Consider the following 18,141-nt stretch of genomic DNA (forward strand, 5'->3'; position numbering starts at 1 on the left):
CCGGCAGGGCGCTCTCTACCCCTTCGCTGTAGTGTATTTTACCTGTGTAAACAAGTCATAAACGCTCTGCTTCAGCCTGTTGCCATCAAGTGTTCCTGCTAACAGGCTGGCAAGCTTCTGTAGCAGCGCATCTTGCATGTCTGGTCCTCTCTGCTGCAATTGGCTCACAAAGCACTTCAGCTTTTCTTCGATATCGGTGTATTGCTTGCAATGCTCAGCAATGGCCAGTGCTTCTACCGATTTGTCTAATGCGTAGATCAACTGCCTTCTGATAATGTCATCTACACTGCCTGGAATAATTGCCGTAAGTATATCTGCCACCGGCGATTCCAGAAACTGCTTGATAGCCGTTGTTATTTGCAATGCGGTATCAACATTCTTCTCCAGATAACTATCAAATTGCTGTAGCAACAAGCGTATCTGTTTTTTCATTTTTGTACAAAACATGGTGTTATGATTTAAGTGATGATTGGTTATTGATGGTCCGTATTATTTACAGACCGGAATTCCAGCGCACGTATGCGCATACTCTGTTTATATAAGCGGCGGCGGATGATGGCATCCTGCTCTTGCAGGCCTTTTATCTGCTCATTCTGTATGGTGGTAGTATGTGTCAATTGTTTTAGCTCGGTCACGATCTCATCAAGACGGTGAATTACCTGTGCCGTTACTACCTTTATTATATACCCCAGTATCGTTGCCATTGCTCCGGCCACCGCTATTAATATCCAGGTCTTTATTTCGTTGATCATAGTTATAAAAAATGGCTCAATGGCTTAATGCCTCAATAGCTCAATGAGTGTCGTGATAATTTGCAGAGTAGCCTCCTGTCGTGTTTATAGTTTCGAGATAAAGAGATAGTGCTCATTATCCAAATTGAGCCATTCAGTATTTGAGCCATCGAGCAATTAAATTCAGCAACTACGCAGATGCTGCCTGCACTATGGCTACGACACCCTTTCCATCTGCACGGCGCTTACGGCCACCCATGCGCACACTCATGCTATATACATTGCCATAGTAGGTAGGGTCGTCAATACGCTCAAAAAACTTTACCGCGCCTATTGCTCTTTCCAGGGCGTCGGTCTGCCAGCAGAGCACTGTATCATTATCGTCGGCATGTACAGCACTACCATATGGGTTTACAACAGGTACTGTGTCGTTAGTGTAGGTCACAACAGCGCTACGCATCATAATGTTGAACCCGAACAAACGGCCCAATACGCCATGCTTGATGTTATATGCTGCACTGAAGTCGCGGTAATCTGTAACTGAGAGCTCATCAGTCAACTGTTGGAACATGTCTGCACTTAGCAATGCATAGCGGCCCTCCATAGGCACATTCTGCTTATTCAATGCAAGCTGTGCTGCTTTAATATCCTTTACTGTTAGCTTCTTGCGATTACCCGATGTAGTATCAATGTGACTGGCTGCAGCACCACCAGACGTACGTATCAAACTAGCGGCAACAGATGGCGACCAGGAAACAAGAATGTTATCCGCTATCGTTTGTTTTAGTGAAGACTCGTGTTCAGACAATACACTTTCTCTCTTGCCATAGCTAAGTTCAAACGTTTCAGCATACGGTATCAGTATAGGGTCTGAAGTGTATTCGTCAAGTGAGTACGTAACATCACTATCAGCACGCTGCACAATTGTACCGGGTAAAGAAGATCTGTTCTTTACAACATTCGGTAGTGCGCCGGCCTGTGGTATGTGCACTACCTTTCCTTGTAGTACAAACTGTCCTGCATCAGTAGATGCCAGGAGGAACTCATTGTTCTTGAACAGGTTCCCTTCAATGTGATCTTGCCAGATCTCTTTTTGAATTGCCATAATGGTATTGGATTTAAAATTGTAAACGTGTGGGAGGGTAACGGCTCTGTAAGCCTGACTGCCCGTAGGCGGGGACGACATAATTGTGCATGCTGATTGTATAGATCGCAATGACATCGATGCCAGACGAGATTAAAAGAAGAAGGATAGCGGGCGAGGAAAAACATCACTGTTTTTTACTAAAGCAAACCCATGAAACAACCAAGCAAAAGCCTCTTGCCCGACTCCTTAAATTATTTATAAACCTTCCTTGCTATTGACCGGGACAACTATACCCGTTATGATGCCGAAAGTATCAGATGTCTATAGCAATAGTGTTTCATTTGATGACGATGCCGAAGGTATCGGACGTCTGTGTAAGCAACTGCCACTGTTGTGTCTTCTGGCCAACAGCCATCGGGGCGTATTCGTTTTGTATTGCACTATAGAATCGAAAAAAGAAGAAGGATAGCGGGCGAGGAAAAACAGCACTGTTTTTTACTAAAGCAAAACCCATGAAACAACCAAGCAAAAACCTCTTGCCCGACTCCTTAAATTATTTATAACACTTTCTTGCTATTGACAGGGACAACTATACCCGTTATGATGCCGAAGGTATCAGATGTCTGTGTAAGCAACTTTCCCCTGGTCAAGATAGCCCATTAGGTAGCTGCCGCCTTGCAACTGTGGTAGGATAACTAAATCAATATTGAACAGCCTACGCTGCAAACTTCTTATCAAAAAGGTCCTTGTAACGGGCAGGATCATTAGCCCTCAACGCCTTTAATTTTTTACCTGCGGGGTCATTCTTCTCATAGTCATCCCAGGCCCATTGCGTTTCTGTAGTATCATTGCCTGCTCTCAGGCTTTCCGCTATTGTTCTGTAAGCCGACATAGCAGCAATTAGTGCCTTTAACCCTTCAGCATTATCCGCGTAATCTACAGCCAGCCGGTCTTTCAGGCTCACAGTTATCTTTCTGTCTTCTAATGCGCGGTCCAGAACGGCTATGATCTCAGCAGTTGCATTGTTCTTCTTCAGCTCATCTATTTGCTGCACAAGAACTTGCTTGTCGTTCAGTAGCGTTGTGTTTTCTATCGTAAGCGTTTCCGCCTTCAGCACAAGATCTTTTATCTTGTTGACTAATGTATCAACACCCGCATTGCTATCCATCGCCAACGCACTTTTCAGGTCGGCCAGCCACAAATTATCTGCTGTTTTAATTGCCTGTAGTCCGGCACCTATATCCACAAGATTGATCTCGTTCTCCTGTGCGTCATACAGCGTGGTCAGCTCATTGTTGTTGCCGGGTATATCCACCAGGCTACACTCCTTATTATACCATTTGGTAATCGTTGGTCCTGTTTGGCCTGGCAGCATCATTTCAGGATCGGTGCTATATTCCAGCACTACTATGTGCCCTACCGATGCCGCATTGAGAAACCCGTTTTCAGCCTCATCGCACATCTGTGTGCCGCGTGCATTACTCAGGTTTATCACCGGCGTACCAATCACTTTATCGTCCTCTATACGCAGGTCTTCCCATTTCAGTGCTATACCATCTTCGCGGCGGTGCATGTAGTAGCCAATTGGGTTTTTTCTGTAGTCATCCAGCTGATAGCCAGAGGTAAGTAAACGAAAACCATACACGTTTACCGAACTGTCTGAGAGCACATATTGCCGCTCTATTTTCTTTACTTTTTCTGTCATGATAGGGATACCGTTGTTTTGTGACACAAAGGTGTATCGGATTTCTATTTTTGGCAAATCGGAAAGTTATGGTGGTACGCTTTTCGTACCATGGTGGTACGAAAAGTGTACCACCATAAAAAATATTTTTGTGGATAACTCACATCACTTTGTTGTCGGCAAGCCATCTATGCATAGCAAAAATGCATTTATGAAAAAATGCTCGGGCACTAGTAAAAAACACTAAAAAAACGGCCCATATTACGACATTACTTTATGGGAAACCCTTCATAAAATGTCGTTTATTATACCAAATGGACATCAATGTCACACTTTTTGAATACGTCAACCACTCTCCTCCCCTGCCTACCGGCAGGCAGGTTTTGAAGGTGCCGGTAACGGCACGAGCGTAGCTCTGTACCCTAAGTTTCAGCTTTTTCTGCCGAAACTTAGGGGGAGGTGGTTACTGCATCTGGTGTAATTTTAAAGTCAAATTGGTACTCCTCATACAAAAAATCGGGCTATCTCAGATCCTGAGATAGCCCGATCAACTTAATAATGACTTACTTCACACTACCTTATCACCACCTTACCACTATACACCTTGCCATCAGCTATCAGCTTCACCATATACGTGCCGGTTGGCATATTGGCCAGCTCTACTGGCACCAGTACTTGCCCTGCTTGTGGGGCTATTGTTTGTATCTTTCTGCCCGTTACATCCATTACCGTGATCTCTGCATTGTTACCCGGTTGTGGTATCTCTACGGTGAACGAACCATTGTTCGGATCAGGATATATGTTGAAGGATGTTCGTACACCTGTGCCGCCATCACACGCTGCTGAAGCGATCACATGAAGTGTTCTGAAGGCTACAGATGTGCCGCAAATGCCGGTTACAGAATACGTCACTTCTACATCACCTTCATGAACCGCTGTAAACATACCCGCGCTCGTTACAGTGCCTACTGCCGACGTCGAACTACTCCATATACCACCTGTCACACTCTCTGTAAGCGTTACTGATGATCCCTCGCAAATACTGTCCGCCCCCGATATTGTCCCGGGTGCTGGCAGACCATTCACCGTCATCTCCAGGGTATCTGTTGCTGTTCCGCAGTAGTTGGTAAAGCTATAAGAGATGAAGGACGTACCGGTTGCAATGCCTGATACCACGCCATTTGTTACAGTTGCTACAGCATCGTTACTACTGCTCCATGTTCCACCAGGCAATCCACCCGAATTTGTCAGCGTAGCTATTGCTCCGGCGCACATCACATTCACGCCGCTGGTAAGCCCTGCACCCGGCTGAGCAACAACAGTTATCACCATCGTGTCAGATGCTGTACCACAGCTATTAGACATACTGCATTCTATCACCGTTGTTCCGGCATAAATGCCATATACAAGTCCTCCGGCCACACTGGCGCTTCCGTTACTACTTATCCAGCTGGCACCCAATGCACCGCCTGTAAGCGTAATGTTGGCACCTACACAGGCTGTTGTTGGTCCGGCTATACTTATTGCTGCCGGCATCGGATTAACAGTTATTTCCATTGTGTCTATCGCGGTGCCGCATGTATTGGTTGATGAGTAAGAAATAATTGAAGTACCTGCACTCACCCCGGCTACTACACCGCTTGCAACGGTAGCACTTGCAGTACTACTGCTCCATGCACCACCAATTGCAGTATTTGAAAGCGTGATAGACGACCCTTCACATACCACGGGGACGCCCGTAAGCATACCTGCATTTGGTAGAGGATTAACCGTCACCAACATAGTATCTGTTGCGGTACCACACGCATTGGTGAGCGTATAGGTAATTATAGAAGTACCTGCGGTAACGCCAACAACATTTCCATTCACTACAGTAACTCCACTATTGCTGCTACTCCACACACCGCCACTTGCTGTGTCTGTAAGTGTTATACTGTCTGCTACACACACCACATTCATGCCTGCTATCGGACTTATCACGGGCATATTTTCAGCAATGGCTACACTCCTCTTCGCCGATGCCAGATACAGTCCTCCCGACGTCATATATACCTTACACGAAATGCTATCTCCTACCGCAAAAGAAGGGTCTGCATAAACGATATTATCTGTCCCTACATTGATGCCATTTTTCTGCCATTGATAAGATGCCGAGCTACCTGTATAGTGGCTTCGCGCGGTAAATGTTACAGGTGCTGGTCCATGACATATTGTGTCTTGCGATGCAAGTATCTCCAGCGTCGGTTTACCGCTGTGTCTTATCGTTTGGCTATTACCTGCTATGTAAATACCCCCAGAATCATCAACACAGACTGCATTATACGCGCTGGTATGCACAGAAGGCCCAGCATCTATTAGCTCCTGATACGGTTGCTGGTTGGCACCTACTATGCTTACAATACCATCTTTGTCTATTCGCTTAGTGCTATTCCGCCAAACATTATAGATACCCGTATAACCACTATAACCATTGCCATAATAATAATAGTAGTAAGGGGAGTAAGGAGAATAGGGATAATACCCGCTATGATTATCGGAATAAACGGAAACACAAAAAATATTACCTAGTTTATCACAGACAACACTGCCGCCAAATATCGGCTGTGTTGCTGTAGCCTGCTGGCCACCCCTTACATAGCCGCTATCTCTTCCTGCTGTGGTCGTTATGTTACCCGAAGGGTCTATTTTTCTTAATCTCCCCATCGTACTCACTATAATATTTCCCGAGGTGTCAATAGCAAGCCCCATCGGCCATCCAACTTTGGCACTCGTTGCTGCTCCCCCGTCTCCTGTTATACCTACTGTACCATCTCCTGCTATGGTGGTAATGATCCCGCCGGCATCTACCTTCCTTATCCTATGATTGTTATTCTCAGAAAAATATAGGTTGCCCGCATTATCTGTTACCATATACGATGCGGTAATATGTGCAGCAGTAGCTGGTCCTCCATCGCCTGAGTAACCATGTGATGGCCACCAATCAGCATTTCCCAGTATCCCTGCAAATCTGGTGATGATACCACTTGTATCAATTTTGCGGATAACGCCTTCACCCGGATAACTGAGGTATATATTACCGGTATTATCACGGGCTATATTTTTGGCAAGACCCAGGTCTGCTTCCAGTGCATTGCCGCCATCACCAGAGTAGCCCGCGTTATTATTATCACCGGCCCAATTTTCTGAAATCCCCAATCCGGCTATAATGCTCTCGTTTCTGTTTCTGTCTATTTTACGTATTATTCTATCACCCAGCACGTAGAGATTACCCGCTGTGTCCCTCACCATATCTTGCACCATTCCGCGGGCTACGCGGCTGTCTATCCAATCGCTCACATAGGCTTCTGAGCTGTCTGATCCAGAGCCGCATGTGTTAGCATATCCCACATTCAGCAATATAGAGCCAGGCTGCGTCCCTGCACTTATCAGGCCCGCGCTGTTTACGGTAGCAATAGGCCCCGACACAGGTGTCCATATTGGCGATGATAATGTAGTTGATCCTCCGTGCCCCCAGTAATACGATGCGTACGTGCGCGCAACCGGAGTAACGGTATCTCCCGGATATAAACCTACAGGAGGCAAATAAATAAGACGTGCCGAATCAAGTGTAGTTAAAGAAATCCTGGCAACGCTGCGACAACTCCCCGAGTCTTTGGTGTAAGTAAGCGGGTTTATTGCAGAAGAAGAGCCTACTTTAAATCGGAAGCTATGATCTGTTATTATATCGGTAGGCGCTGTTGCTCCTATGGTAGTCCATGTTCCACCGGTAGTTGCGATATTATAAGTTACCATACTGCCAATGCATGCAGTTGTTGGCCCTGTAATATTTGGCAAAACAGGAGTCGGTCTTACATACACGGTCTGTGTAAAAGAAGATGTGCCGCACATGTTTGAAACAGTATATGTAAGTGCCGAAGAGCCCTGTCTTACCGCCCTTAAGCCATTAACTACAGTAGTGTCACTGCTGGTAATAGAATTGCTTAAATAACTATAGTCATATACCATGCCGCTAAGATTAAAATTAGTTCCGGCACACACACTGTCATTAAAATGCGCGCCACTTACGTTAGGCGGTGCCGAACTCACAACTACATTGGTAACGGAAATATAAGAGGGGGCACAGATACCTGACGTTATAGATACAGAATACTGCTGTAGCGTAGCAGTAGAACCGGTAGTTATAACCGGGTTTTGCTGTGTTGAAGTAAAGCCACCCGGGCCCTGCCATAAATAGCTTGCACCGCTTACAGAAGAACTGGCGGTAAGTGTCAACGAGCCGCTGGCGCACATACGCAAATAACTTACCGTAACAGGCGAAGGCAAAGAATGAAAAGAATAGGGCCCGCTGATACTGTTCGAACTGCAGGCATCTCCCCAGAAGCGCGCTCGAATATTAGAATAATCACCCTCTGTTAATCCCGGCACATGGATATGGCCGCTTGCGTTTGTGCGGCCGGTAAAGGTTACCTGAATGCTGTCTTTTATATAGGAAATAGCTACAGAATCATTGGCTCTGTGGCAGTTAAGATATAGAGTGCCCGTTGCGGTACAGCCAGGGGCTGCAAAGCTATCAAGAGTCAGTCTGCTCCCCGTTACAACAATATGTATCACTGCTTGTGTGTCACGCCCTGTTATACCATCAATAGCACGCAGTATATACATACCACTATCTTGTACACGTAAATTAGGTGCTACCAGAACGGTATCCTGTGATAAAAAATTATAGTTTTTATCGTACCATTGAAAATATATAGACGAGTGCGAATCATATCCTCCGGGCGCAAATGGGTCATAGTAATCCGGCCAATAATCCATATAACCCGCTACTACAGGATGATGAAGCATATTATGAAACTGTATTGTGGTATCTCTTGCATATAGCTTCACTGTATCCCCCGCGCAATAGGTTGTGCCACCATAAAGTTCCGGAACAGCCGGCAGGCCGCCCGCATGTATAGCTACAGTGTCCATGCTTCTCACCGGGCAGGTAAGTGTATCGTAAGAATAGTGGTAGCTAGCATGCAATGTATATTCTCCGGCGTATTGGTAATGAGAGGCATTAAGCGTGTCGTCAACACCGCCTATACTCCACAAGAGGTCGGTTGATTGTGTAAGAAAAATAGTATGGCCATTACCCCAATCTAAAGACAGGTTAATTTTGAAACTACTATCACCAAATGATGGCGCTAAAACAGATACCGCCACATCATTGGCATTTGGCCCTGCCTGCCTTGGTGTACCAAAGTAATCACCCCAATTCGAGTTAAACAATTGGGCACAGTTAAAAACAACGGGTACGCTCGGGTAGATCGTTTGTGTAGACGTGCAACCCGGGCCGGTAACAACAAATGTGAGCTCAATCGACTCCTGCGCTACAGTAAACGGATACTCTATCGACAGACCCGGATGGGAACTGCCGTCAGGAAACATCCACACGCAGCTATACCCCGCGCTGCCATACCAGGTAGTATCGATCGTCAGTCGCTTAAAAGTGGTATCGTGTACGTGCCGCTCCACACCTTCAATGATCCCCATATCACATTGCGCACGGGCACCCAATGAAAAGAAAAAAGAAAAAACGGCAAGAAACAGTAGCGTTTTTTTCATAGCTATGTAGTTTAGAATGTTTTATAAAAGTACTCATTACGATCTTATTGAATTAAAAATTTCCACCAACGGTCGCTTTTGTTTACCAACGGCAACGCACATGTACAACACTTAACCCAAAGCAACTGGTCAATAAAGAACCCCTTATTGACCAGTTTCCTTTTTAACTAATTAACTTACCACAGCACCACCTTATCCCTGTACACCTTACCATCAGCTTCCACCTTTATCAGGTAAGTGCCGCTGGCCAGGTTAGTAAGATAAACCGGTATCTGCAGTTCATGATTGTTCGACTTAATTATCTCTACCACCTTACCCGATATGTCTGTGATCGTTATCACTGCATCATTACCCGGTTGTGGTATTTCCACTATAAATGATCCATTTGTAGGATTAGGATAAATACTGATCATCGATTGCCCGGGTGCTGTAGTTACTACTCCCGTATTACAATCAGCTGTTGATAGTACTGTTACTGTTTGCCCTACCGAAGCTGATCCGCAGCTATTGGTAACAGCATAACTTATAACAACAGTTCCCGCAACCAATCCTGTAATATTACCCGATGATGATATCGAAGCAACTGAACTATTAGTACTGCTCCACATGCCACCACTTACACTTCCTGTCAATGTTATTAATGCGCCTTCACAAACACTGTCATCGCCCGATATTGTTCCAGCAGTGGGAAGCCCTGTGACAGTTATTGCACTCATCACAGTATCCGCACCACAAGCGTTCGTTAAAGTATAGATCACGGTTCCTGTTCCTGCTGATACCGGCGTTACTACGCCTGTACCCGATACACTTATTATTCCGCCGCTCGTACTCCATACACCTCCCGGACTCGTTGATGTCAGGGGTAAACTACCGGACACGCACAATGGTCCAACGCCAACGATCGAGCCAGCATCAGGTATTGTAGCCACAGTCACCAATATAGTATCTGTTGCTGTGCCGCAACCATTTGTTACACCGTACGATATAAGTGCTGTCCCTGCGGATATACCGCTCACTACACCACCGCTCACTGTTGCCGACGAACTACCGGTACTCCATACACCACCACTTACTGTGCTGCTCAATGTTGTCGTGCCGGCCGCGCACACCAGTGCCGCTCCGGTTATTGTCCCCGCATTTGGTAACGGATTCACCGTCACCATCATGGTGTCTGTTGCAGTACCACAACTATTGGTTACAGTATATGAAATCGTTACAGCACCTGCTGTTAAACCGCTCACCAAACCACCTGTTACTGTAGCACTGGTACTACTACTGCTCCATGTACCACCTGTAATCGTATTGCTTAAAGTTGTAGTCGCACCTGCACACACCGTCGCAGTACCTGTAATACTTCCCGCATCAGGCAGCAGATTAATTGTCACCGGCATTGTAGCCACAGCAACACCACATCCATTAATTACTGAATAAGATATCGTTGCAGATCCAGCGGCAACTCCGCTCACCACACCACCACTCACAGTAGCATCGGCAGAACTACTGCTCCACACACCACCGGTCACTATATTGCTTAAAGTTGTAGTCGCCCCTGCACACACGGTCGCAGCACCAATAATACTTCCTGCATCAGGCAACGGATTCACCGTTACAGGCATCGTAGCCACAGCAACACCACAACCATTAGTTACTGAATAAGATATAATTGAAGATCCTGCAGTAACACCACTCACCACACCACCTGTTACTGTAGCACTGGTACTACCACTGCTCCATGTACCACCTGTAATCGTATTGCTTAAAGTTGTAGTCGCCCCTGCACACACGGTCGCAGCACCAATAATACTTCCTGCATCAGGCAACGGATTAACTGTCATCGGCATAGTGGCAACTGCAACTCCGCATCCATTAGTTACAGAATAAGAAATTGTTGCAGATCCAGCGGCAACTCCGCTCACCACACCACCACTCACAGTAGCATCAGCAGAACTACTGCTCCATGTACCACCAGTTATTGTATTGCTTAAAGTTGTAGTCGCACCTGCGCACACCGTCGCAGCGGCAATAATACTTCCTGCATCTGGTAATGCATTGACCATCATTTCAAATGTGTCTACAGATGATCCGCAGCTTCCCGTAAATGAATAAGAGATCACTACGCCACCGGCAGATACACCTGTCACCACACCGTCTGTTACTGTAGCATTTACAGAACTGCTACTCCATGTGCCTGCGGGTGTTGCAGCAGTCAATGTCGTAGTTGCTGCAACACATACACCCCTTAAGCCGGTTAAAGTACCACTTGCAGAGCCTGGCAATACGTTGACTATCTTATATGTCGACTTGTCGCCGTACACAGTATATACTATCGTATCTATGCCCGCTATTACGCCGGTCACCATGCCATTCGCGACTGTAGCATTAGCATTAGTTGCAGCCCACACACCACCGGCCAGTCCATTAGCAAGGGTTATGCTACTACCCGCGCACACATGGTCTGCACCGGTTATCATTCTTGTACTATCCTCTATGGTATTGATCGTTGTATTGGTAAATATTGCCGGGTTATAGTCAAAGTATATTCCCGCCTTGTTTTCTATTACTGTACCCGCCGCAAGGTTATCCTTAGGCAAGATATTAAATGCCACATAACCCTTACTACCTTCAGGATCACTTGTACTATCAGGCAGGTTTATATTGTTGAACCTGAACTGAACAGCATTAGAGCCCATTTGGTAGGTAAGTACCGGAGCGCTCGAACTAATGATCTGCAGTGTCGACAGATCCAGATTTGCGCTTATCGTATCAAATACTTTTATCGTCGTTGCAGATGCGGTTCCCGAGTTCTGGAAATGAACTATATAGCTCAGTGGCGTTCCATTGGGTATATAGCCCTCTGCACCAAAACCTTTTGGAGACACTTCTTTCTCATTTGGGTCCCATGACGATCTGATCGGTTCGCTCCATGCATAGGTATTATTCGTAAGGTTAGTGTCTGCCAGTGAGGTCGGTGACACGTACAATACATTCCTCGCGGTATCTCCCATCATTGCCGTGGTATCGCATAATACTTTTACATTGGCGCTAAAGTCAAACAGATTAGACGCCGTTGCAAACGTCCATGTCAGCACATTCCCGCTCACCGTTGTCGGTGCAGGTCCGTTCCACATGCCTATATAACTCAGGTTAGAGTCTATCGTTAATGTTATGGTCGACGACAATGTGCTGCAGGTATAACCCCATGCATCGCTCGACCAGATAGAGATAATACCCGTATCGCCCGGCACAAAGCCCCAGCCCCAGCCCGATACGCTCATATCTACTGTTCCGGTTGTTCCTGTGCAGGTAAATCCAAAGTCCTGCGTATAGCTGGTCCCTGCGCTTGCTGTGGCCGAAAACAGCCCGGTTATAGGGCACGCCACTGCAAGTGTATAACCCGTGCTGCCGCTGTCATAATATGATGCATGGTTCGCTATTATAGTATACGAATTGGTATCGGTCATGCTGATGTGATAATTCCCATTATAGTCAGCCCATGCATTAGTTGTGTCACCCGTTGTGTTATTCACCACAAGAAACGGCCAGTGCGCCAGTCTTGTTTCGCCCGCGTCTGGCGTACAGTTACTATTTGCATCAATGTAAAATGTACCTGTAAGTGGTGAACAGCTGGTCGGAAGATCTACGAAATCTACCATCCCGAAAATTTCTGCTTGGTTATATTGCACAACCGTTGTGTCAAAATGTGCAGAAGCGGTATACACACCAGGTATAGTATATGTATGGTATATTGGAGGTATATTCATCGTAAATCCGCCCGTACCGTTCGTGGAAGTTGACACGGTAAGCGAAGTATCCATACCATCCCCAAAATCAATACGGATAGGCACCGAAGACAGACCCGCTGCACTCCCATGTAGTTCGTTGACAACAAAAGACATCACTGTAGCATAGGGAACAGTTGCTGCACATGACGATCCTGCAACAGGAATTACTTGCACCGCTAAACCACCCCAATTGTAAGTACAATCGTCTACAAAAATGGGATTCATTCCATCTGCATTAAGAGACCAACTACTTAGACCGTTATTTGAGAATGCGTCAAAGTAAGTGTGATTATAGGGTGAACCCAAAAAGCCCAGCCATGGATCATTATACAGCACGCCATATGGGTGATTTTGCACGTACGTAAACCCACCCGATGAGTCAATTGGAACTACTACTATATCAATCGTTCCATCGCCATTATAGATTTTCAGATAAGCTGAGTCCAATGGCGTTATGATCCCTGTAGCCAAGCCGGAAATGATTGTTCTTACGTTTGCCGGCAGTACACATGGACTGGTTGTTATACTGTCAAAAGCAGAGCCACCCACAATCTCTATTCCGCTGTCACACACGCTTGCAGCATGAACAGGGGCATGAAATACCGCGTCTTTGTAATCTCCTATACGCACAATGGTTCGGGGCTGATAATTTCCGGGGAGCACATAGGTATGCGTTATCCAGCTGTTATTATACCCAAACCCATACACTGTGCCGCTTGTGTCGGTAGTAGCCCAATAGGGCAGATGTGTATTGATGGTTGTCCCATCCCCGAAATCTGTTTCCAGCACTACAGAGTCTGTTGGTCCGGGAACCATATTGACAGTACCCCACACACCTACCGATTTGGTAGCGCGCATGGTACATGGTGGTGTCAGCATCGTATCGGTGAATGACATTCTTTTGATTGCAGTATAGGTGTTGCTTAATTTCAGCAACTGGGTGCCATCGGTAAACAAAATATCTCCGCCTGCGTTCCTTAGAAAATGCAAAATGCGATAGTATCCTCCTGCAATTGCCCAAAAACCAGAACCCTCTCCAACTTTATTGATTATACCCGTACTGCGGTTTATTTCGCGAAGCACCTCGCCGGAATAAATGAATCGGTCTGGGAAATAGATATTGCCTGCCGGGTCGGTACAAATACTTGCCTGAAATCCTGAATAAGGATAAACATTAATTTGGGAATTTATAGCCAATCCCCCACTACCGCCGTATTCCATAGCTCCGTTGCCGGCAATTGTTGATATGACTCCGCTTGCATCAATCTTACGGATCCTATAATTGAACTGGTCTACAAAATAAAGATTCCCGTTTCTGTCTATTGTTATGCCCGATGCATTATATATCAATGCTGCTGTTGCAGGCCCGCCATCACCTGTAAAACCCGATGTCCCTACGGTACCCGCAAGAGTATATATATTGCCTGTAGCTGCATCAATTTTTCTTATCGAATTGCTGTTGCCAAAATAAATATTATCAACACTATCTCTATATAAAGCCGTTACAATATACAGCTGTGCCGAAAGAGCGGGTATACCGTCTGCGATGCTCGATCCGCCACCTGCTATTGTACTGATGACCCCTGTTGTGGTGTTTATTTTTCTTATTCTGTTGTCGTCGCCAAAGATCACGTTCCCTGCATTGTCAACGCTAATTCCGTAAACTACTCCCGATATTTTGGCTAGCGGCCCCGGTCCGCCATCTCCCGTAAACCCATACGATCCGTTTCCGGCAATGGTAGTAACAAGATGGGTAGCCGCATCAATTTTCCTGATGCGGTAATTGCCTCGGTCCGCAATATATATATTGCCCGCGGTGTCTTTACAAAAACAAGTTATTGAATTAAATTTTGCAAGGGTATCTAGTATTCCCTCTCCATTATATCCGGCTGTAAGACTGCCTGCTACCTTAGTAACGGTGCCCACTTGTGCCATTAGTGGCTTAGCTGAAAAAATTGCAAGCATAGCCACACAAAAGATCATTATCTTCTTCATAGTCTTCGGTTTTAACAAGTTATCCACAAAAGTACTTACATCAGTCTGCTTAATTTAACTTTTTTCACCAACGGTCGTTTTTGTTCACCAACGGCAATTCACGTTAATGGTTTTTAACCAAAAGCAATAATTCCGCCGTCATAAATAAAATTTTCTCATGGACGCATCCATTTTTTCATAACTGCGAATAATTAATGCGAATAGGGTTGACACTCAAAAATCTGACATCAGTTATCCACATAAAAAAGTTTTATGGTGGTACGGAAAGTGTACCATCATGGTACGAAAAGCGTGTCACCATGTATCTTTCTTCTTCCCATGTGGCCGCACTATTACACCTTTGTGTCATGAAAGAAGAACTACATAACGAGCAATTAAGAGAATGGGCAAAACATCTCTACACACGGGGCGAAAAAAACCTGGCCGAATTATCAGAAGATATGGACATCAGTGAGTCGCAACTACGCCACTGGGCTACAGAAAGCAGCTGGGACTATATCAAAAAAACAATGCCCACTTCCAAAGCATACCAGATCGAAAAACTCTACCTGCTTTTAGAAAAGACCAACGAAAAACTGCTGCGCGAAGAAGAGGTAAATGCCAAAGACCTCGACCTCATTGTAAAGTTCACGGCGGCCATCAAAAATCTCGATACCGAGATCAGTATCCAGCAAATAATAGAAGTAGCAAAATCCTTTACGGGCTGGCTACACCCCCAAAACCGCGAGCTGGCAAAATCAATGACCATGCACTTCGACAAATTCATCAAAGAGCGCTCCGCACCCTCATTTAGTTCATAGAATTGAATAACATAAATGGTTCCTGAGCAAAGTCTCTGACTTCGTTCCGTCGGCAGGGAATCTCTGATTCCCGTAAAAAACATCTGTTGCAAGACTTGGTCCCAATTATTTCGGGACACTCGTGACGACCAGTTTAACGGATCTCTGACCATAAGTTTTAGAAAAGAGTAAAGCAGCTCGTCATATGTCCCGTAGGGCAATCTCATTAAGTTAAGGTGATAATAGCATGTAATGATGCCGAAGGTATCAGATGTCAATAGCAGATCTTATAGTAATTTTTGAAACGATGCCGAAGGTATCGGACGTCTGATTAAGCGAATTTCTCTTAACTTAATGACATTGCCCGTAGGGACTACCTGTTTGTAGTAAAACGTAACAAAAAGTGGGCGTTGCCCCGTCAGGGCAATGCCATTGACTGAAGCAAATGCACTAGCTCTGAAAGAGCGTCCTCAATAGCGTAGGGCGTTTTAGCCCTACGTCAGAAGCCACCATAACACAAAGCCCTACGCTGGGCGAAGTCTCCCGACTTCGTCCTATCGGTAGGGAATCTCCCGATTCCCGAAAACAAAGGTTCACAACTGGCTGCTCTCTGTCACGAGAGTTACCTGGCGCTCTCAAGACCAAAAGGTTTGACGGGTCTATAACCCGACCACACCCGAACTATCTACTAACTACTATCTACTCTATCATGACCGCCAAACAATCACTCGACACATGGGAAGCCCACAAAAAAGCCATCATGTCGTCAACCACTATCGACGAAAAAGAACATGCACTCACCCGGGCAAAACGTATCAAAAAACTTGAGGCCGATTCCGAGCAATGGTTCCAGTATTACTTTCCCGAATATTATTCTGCCTCACCGGCATCCTTTCACCTCGAGGCCACGCAACGAATGCTCCAAAACAAAGAACATTACGAAGTCCGCATGTGGAGCCGCGAGCTGGCCAAAAGTACCCGCACCATGATGGAGGTATTATACCTCACCCTGGTCGGGCACACACCCGATGACGGAGACATAAAAGATCGGCTGAAGAAAAGATACGTGCTCCTCATTAGTAATAGTCTCGATAATGCTACACGGTTGCTCATGCCCTTCAAGGCCAACTTCGAGTTCAACAAACGCATTATACAAGACTATGGCATACAGGAGAATCCGGGCAAGTGGCAGGCATCAGAGTTTGTTACCACACAAGGTGTCGCTTTCCGCGCACTCGGTGTGGGGCAAAGTCCGCGCGGCACACGCAACGAGGAAGTCCGGCCCGATATACTCCTGTTCGATGATGTGGATACAGATGCCGATTGCCTTAACCCCGATATTGTTGCTAAAAAATGGCGGTGGATAGAGGAGGCGGCCATAGGCACCCGGTCAGTATCGCAGCCCACAACTATTTTATTTTGTGGCAATCGTATAGCGGTCGACTGCTGCATAGAGCGGGCGCGCAGCTTTGCAGATGAGGTAAGTCTCATTAATATCCGCGATGAAGAGGGACTATCATCATGGCCGGCCAAAAATACCCAGACTGATATCGACAGGGTACTCAGCCAGAAAAGCTATGCGGCTACGCAAAAAGAATATTTCAATAACCCGGTTACCGAAGGAGCTGTTTTCAAAGAAATGGCCTACAAGCCCGCATTGCCTGTTGCCCAGTATAGCGACCTCATTTGCTATACCGATCCTTCCTACAAAGCAGGAGCAGATTATAAGGCAACTGTATTGGTAGGCAAGTGGCAAAATGAATACCATATCATAAAATGCTACCTCGAGCAATGCACCTCTGCCACCATGATCGATTGGCATTTTAATATACACCAGCTTACCAGGCCCTCCCGCTGCACATTCTATATGGAAGAGGTCTTTCTGCAGGATGTTATCCGTAAAGAACTAAACGACGCATGTATGAACCGGAAGATACCACTCAACGTTCGGGGCGACACCCGCTCCAAACCCGATAAATTTACCCGCATCGAAACACTCCTCGAGCCACTCAACCGGAATGGCAGGTTATACCTTGCCGAGCAGGAACGGTATAACCCCCACATGCTCCGGCTCGAAGAGCAGTTCCGCGCACTAACTGCCGGCAGCCACGCCCACGATGATGGCCCCGATGCCGTAGAAGGCGCCATCTGGCTACTCGGCGAACGCTCCGCCATCTCCACCGATTACACCATCACCCCCATCGGCCGCCTCTCCCGCCAACCCGATTACTAACTATAAAATGAAAACTCTATCTATATCACAAAAGGCAAAAAGAAGCGGGGCATAGCGAGGGCATATTCGGGTTGCCCCACAACCATAATCCAATGACAGCAAGCAAAAAAGAGGCGTGTCATCCTATGTTTGCAATAGCAAGTAAATAGAGATAATTTAGGTATTGAATCATTGCAGAAGAAAAGGGGTAAAGAACAAGACTGAGGTTTGTCATTGGGCATTAAGCCTGTTCGCAATGCTAGT

At 46.1% G+C, this 18,141-nt stretch carries 9 protein-coding genes; 3 read left to right on the forward strand and 6 right to left on the reverse strand.

Features of this window, described 5'->3' with window-relative positions; all coding sequences use genetic code 11:
• Positions 1-15: 15 nt before the first annotated feature.
• From CJD36_RS10115 to CJD36_RS10125, 3 genes are all read right to left on the reverse strand, one after another.
• Positions 16-432 (reverse strand): hypothetical protein, encoded by a 417-nt coding sequence (locus CJD36_RS10115; RefSeq protein ID WP_105039010.1) that lies wholly within the window; start codon positions 430-432, stop codon positions 16-18.
• A gap of 41 nt (positions 433-473) precedes the next feature.
• The gene (locus tag CJD36_RS10120) at positions 474-752 is read right to left on the reverse strand and encodes a hypothetical protein (protein WP_105039011.1); all 279 of its coding nucleotides are present in this window, start codon (positions 750-752) and stop codon (positions 474-476) included.
• Positions 753-921: 169 nt separating this feature from the next.
• Positions 922-1,836 (reverse strand): phage capsid protein, encoded by a 915-nt coding sequence (locus CJD36_RS10125; protein ID WP_161499266.1) that lies wholly within the window; start codon positions 1,834-1,836, stop codon positions 922-924.
• A 280-nt stretch (positions 1,837-2,116) separates the two neighbouring features.
• On the opposite strand from CJD36_RS10125, the gene CJD36_RS23240 reads away from it, so the two are divergent.
• Complete coding sequence (locus CJD36_RS23240) at positions 2,117-2,287, forward strand: hypothetical protein (RefSeq protein ID WP_161499267.1); 171 nt, start codon at positions 2,117-2,119, stop codon at positions 2,285-2,287.
• Positions 2,288-2,533: 246 nt separating this feature from the next.
• Here the strand turns inward: CJD36_RS23240 and CJD36_RS10130 are convergent, their stop codons facing one another.
• The 3 genes from CJD36_RS10130 to CJD36_RS10145 all read right to left on the reverse strand — a co-directional run bounded on the left by CJD36_RS10130 (position 2,534) and on the right by CJD36_RS10145 (position 14,886).
• Entirely contained in the window at positions 2,534-3,523 is a 990-nt protein-coding gene (locus CJD36_RS10130; RefSeq protein ID WP_105039013.1) for a phage protease, read from the reverse strand.
• A 552-nt stretch (positions 3,524-4,075) separates the two neighbouring features.
• Positions 4,076-9,109: a T9SS type A sorting domain-containing protein gene (locus CJD36_RS10140; protein WP_105039015.1), complete on the reverse strand. Its 5,034-nt coding sequence runs from the start codon at positions 9,107-9,109 to the stop codon at positions 4,076-4,078.
• A gap of 176 nt (positions 9,110-9,285) precedes the next feature.
• A complete protein-coding gene (locus CJD36_RS10145; RefSeq protein WP_105039016.1) occupies positions 9,286-14,886 on the reverse strand; it encodes a DUF7619 domain-containing protein in 5,601 nt (1,866 codons plus the stop codon).
• 347 nt (positions 14,887-15,233) lie between these two features.
• On the opposite strand from CJD36_RS10145, the gene CJD36_RS10150 reads away from it, so the two are divergent.
• Both CJD36_RS10150 and CJD36_RS10155 read left to right on the forward strand, forming a co-directional pair.
• Positions 15,234-15,686: a hypothetical protein gene (locus CJD36_RS10150; protein WP_105039017.1), complete on the forward strand. Its 453-nt coding sequence runs from the start codon at positions 15,234-15,236 to the stop codon at positions 15,684-15,686.
• Positions 15,687-16,374: 688 nt separating this feature from the next.
• Positions 16,375-17,898 carry a hypothetical protein gene (locus CJD36_RS10155; protein WP_105039018.1) on the forward strand — a complete coding sequence of 508 codons (1,524 nt, stop codon included), beginning with the start codon at positions 16,375-16,377 and terminating at the stop codon, positions 17,896-17,898.
• The last annotated feature ends 243 nt before the right edge of the window (positions 17,899-18,141 follow it).

The organism is Flavipsychrobacter stenotrophus (assembly GCF_002954265.1).
Taxonomy (GTDB): Bacteria; Bacteroidota; Bacteroidia; order Chitinophagales; family Chitinophagaceae; genus Flavipsychrobacter; species Flavipsychrobacter stenotrophus.

Coding starts and splice junctions, on each gene's coding strand:
- CJD36_RS10115 (WP_105039010.1), bottom strand. CDS start 432: ATGAAAAAACAGATACGCTTGTTGCTACAGCAATTTGATAGTTATCTG.
- CJD36_RS10120 (WP_105039011.1), bottom strand. CDS start 752: ATGATCAACGAAATAAAGACCTGGATATTAATAGCGGTGGCCGGAGCA.
- CJD36_RS10125 (WP_161499266.1), bottom strand. CDS start 1,836: ATGGCAATTCAAAAAGAGATCTGGCAAGATCACATTGAAGGGAACCTG.
- CJD36_RS23240 (WP_161499267.1), top strand. CDS start 2,117: ATGATGCCGAAAGTATCAGATGTCTATAGCAATAGTGTTTCATTTGAT.
- CJD36_RS10130 (WP_105039013.1), bottom strand. CDS start 3,523: ATGACAGAAAAAGTAAAGAAAATAGAGCGGCAATATGTGCTCTCAGAC.
- CJD36_RS10140 (WP_105039015.1), bottom strand. CDS start 9,109: ATGAAAAAAACGCTACTGTTTCTTGCCGTTTTTTCTTTTTTCTTTTCA.
- CJD36_RS10145 (WP_105039016.1), bottom strand. CDS start 14,886: ATGAAGAAGATAATGATCTTTTGTGTGGCTATGCTTGCAATTTTTTCA.
- CJD36_RS10150 (WP_105039017.1), top strand. CDS start 15,234: ATGAAAGAAGAACTACATAACGAGCAATTAAGAGAATGGGCAAAACAT.
- CJD36_RS10155 (WP_105039018.1), top strand. CDS start 16,375: ATGACCGCCAAACAATCACTCGACACATGGGAAGCCCACAAAAAAGCC.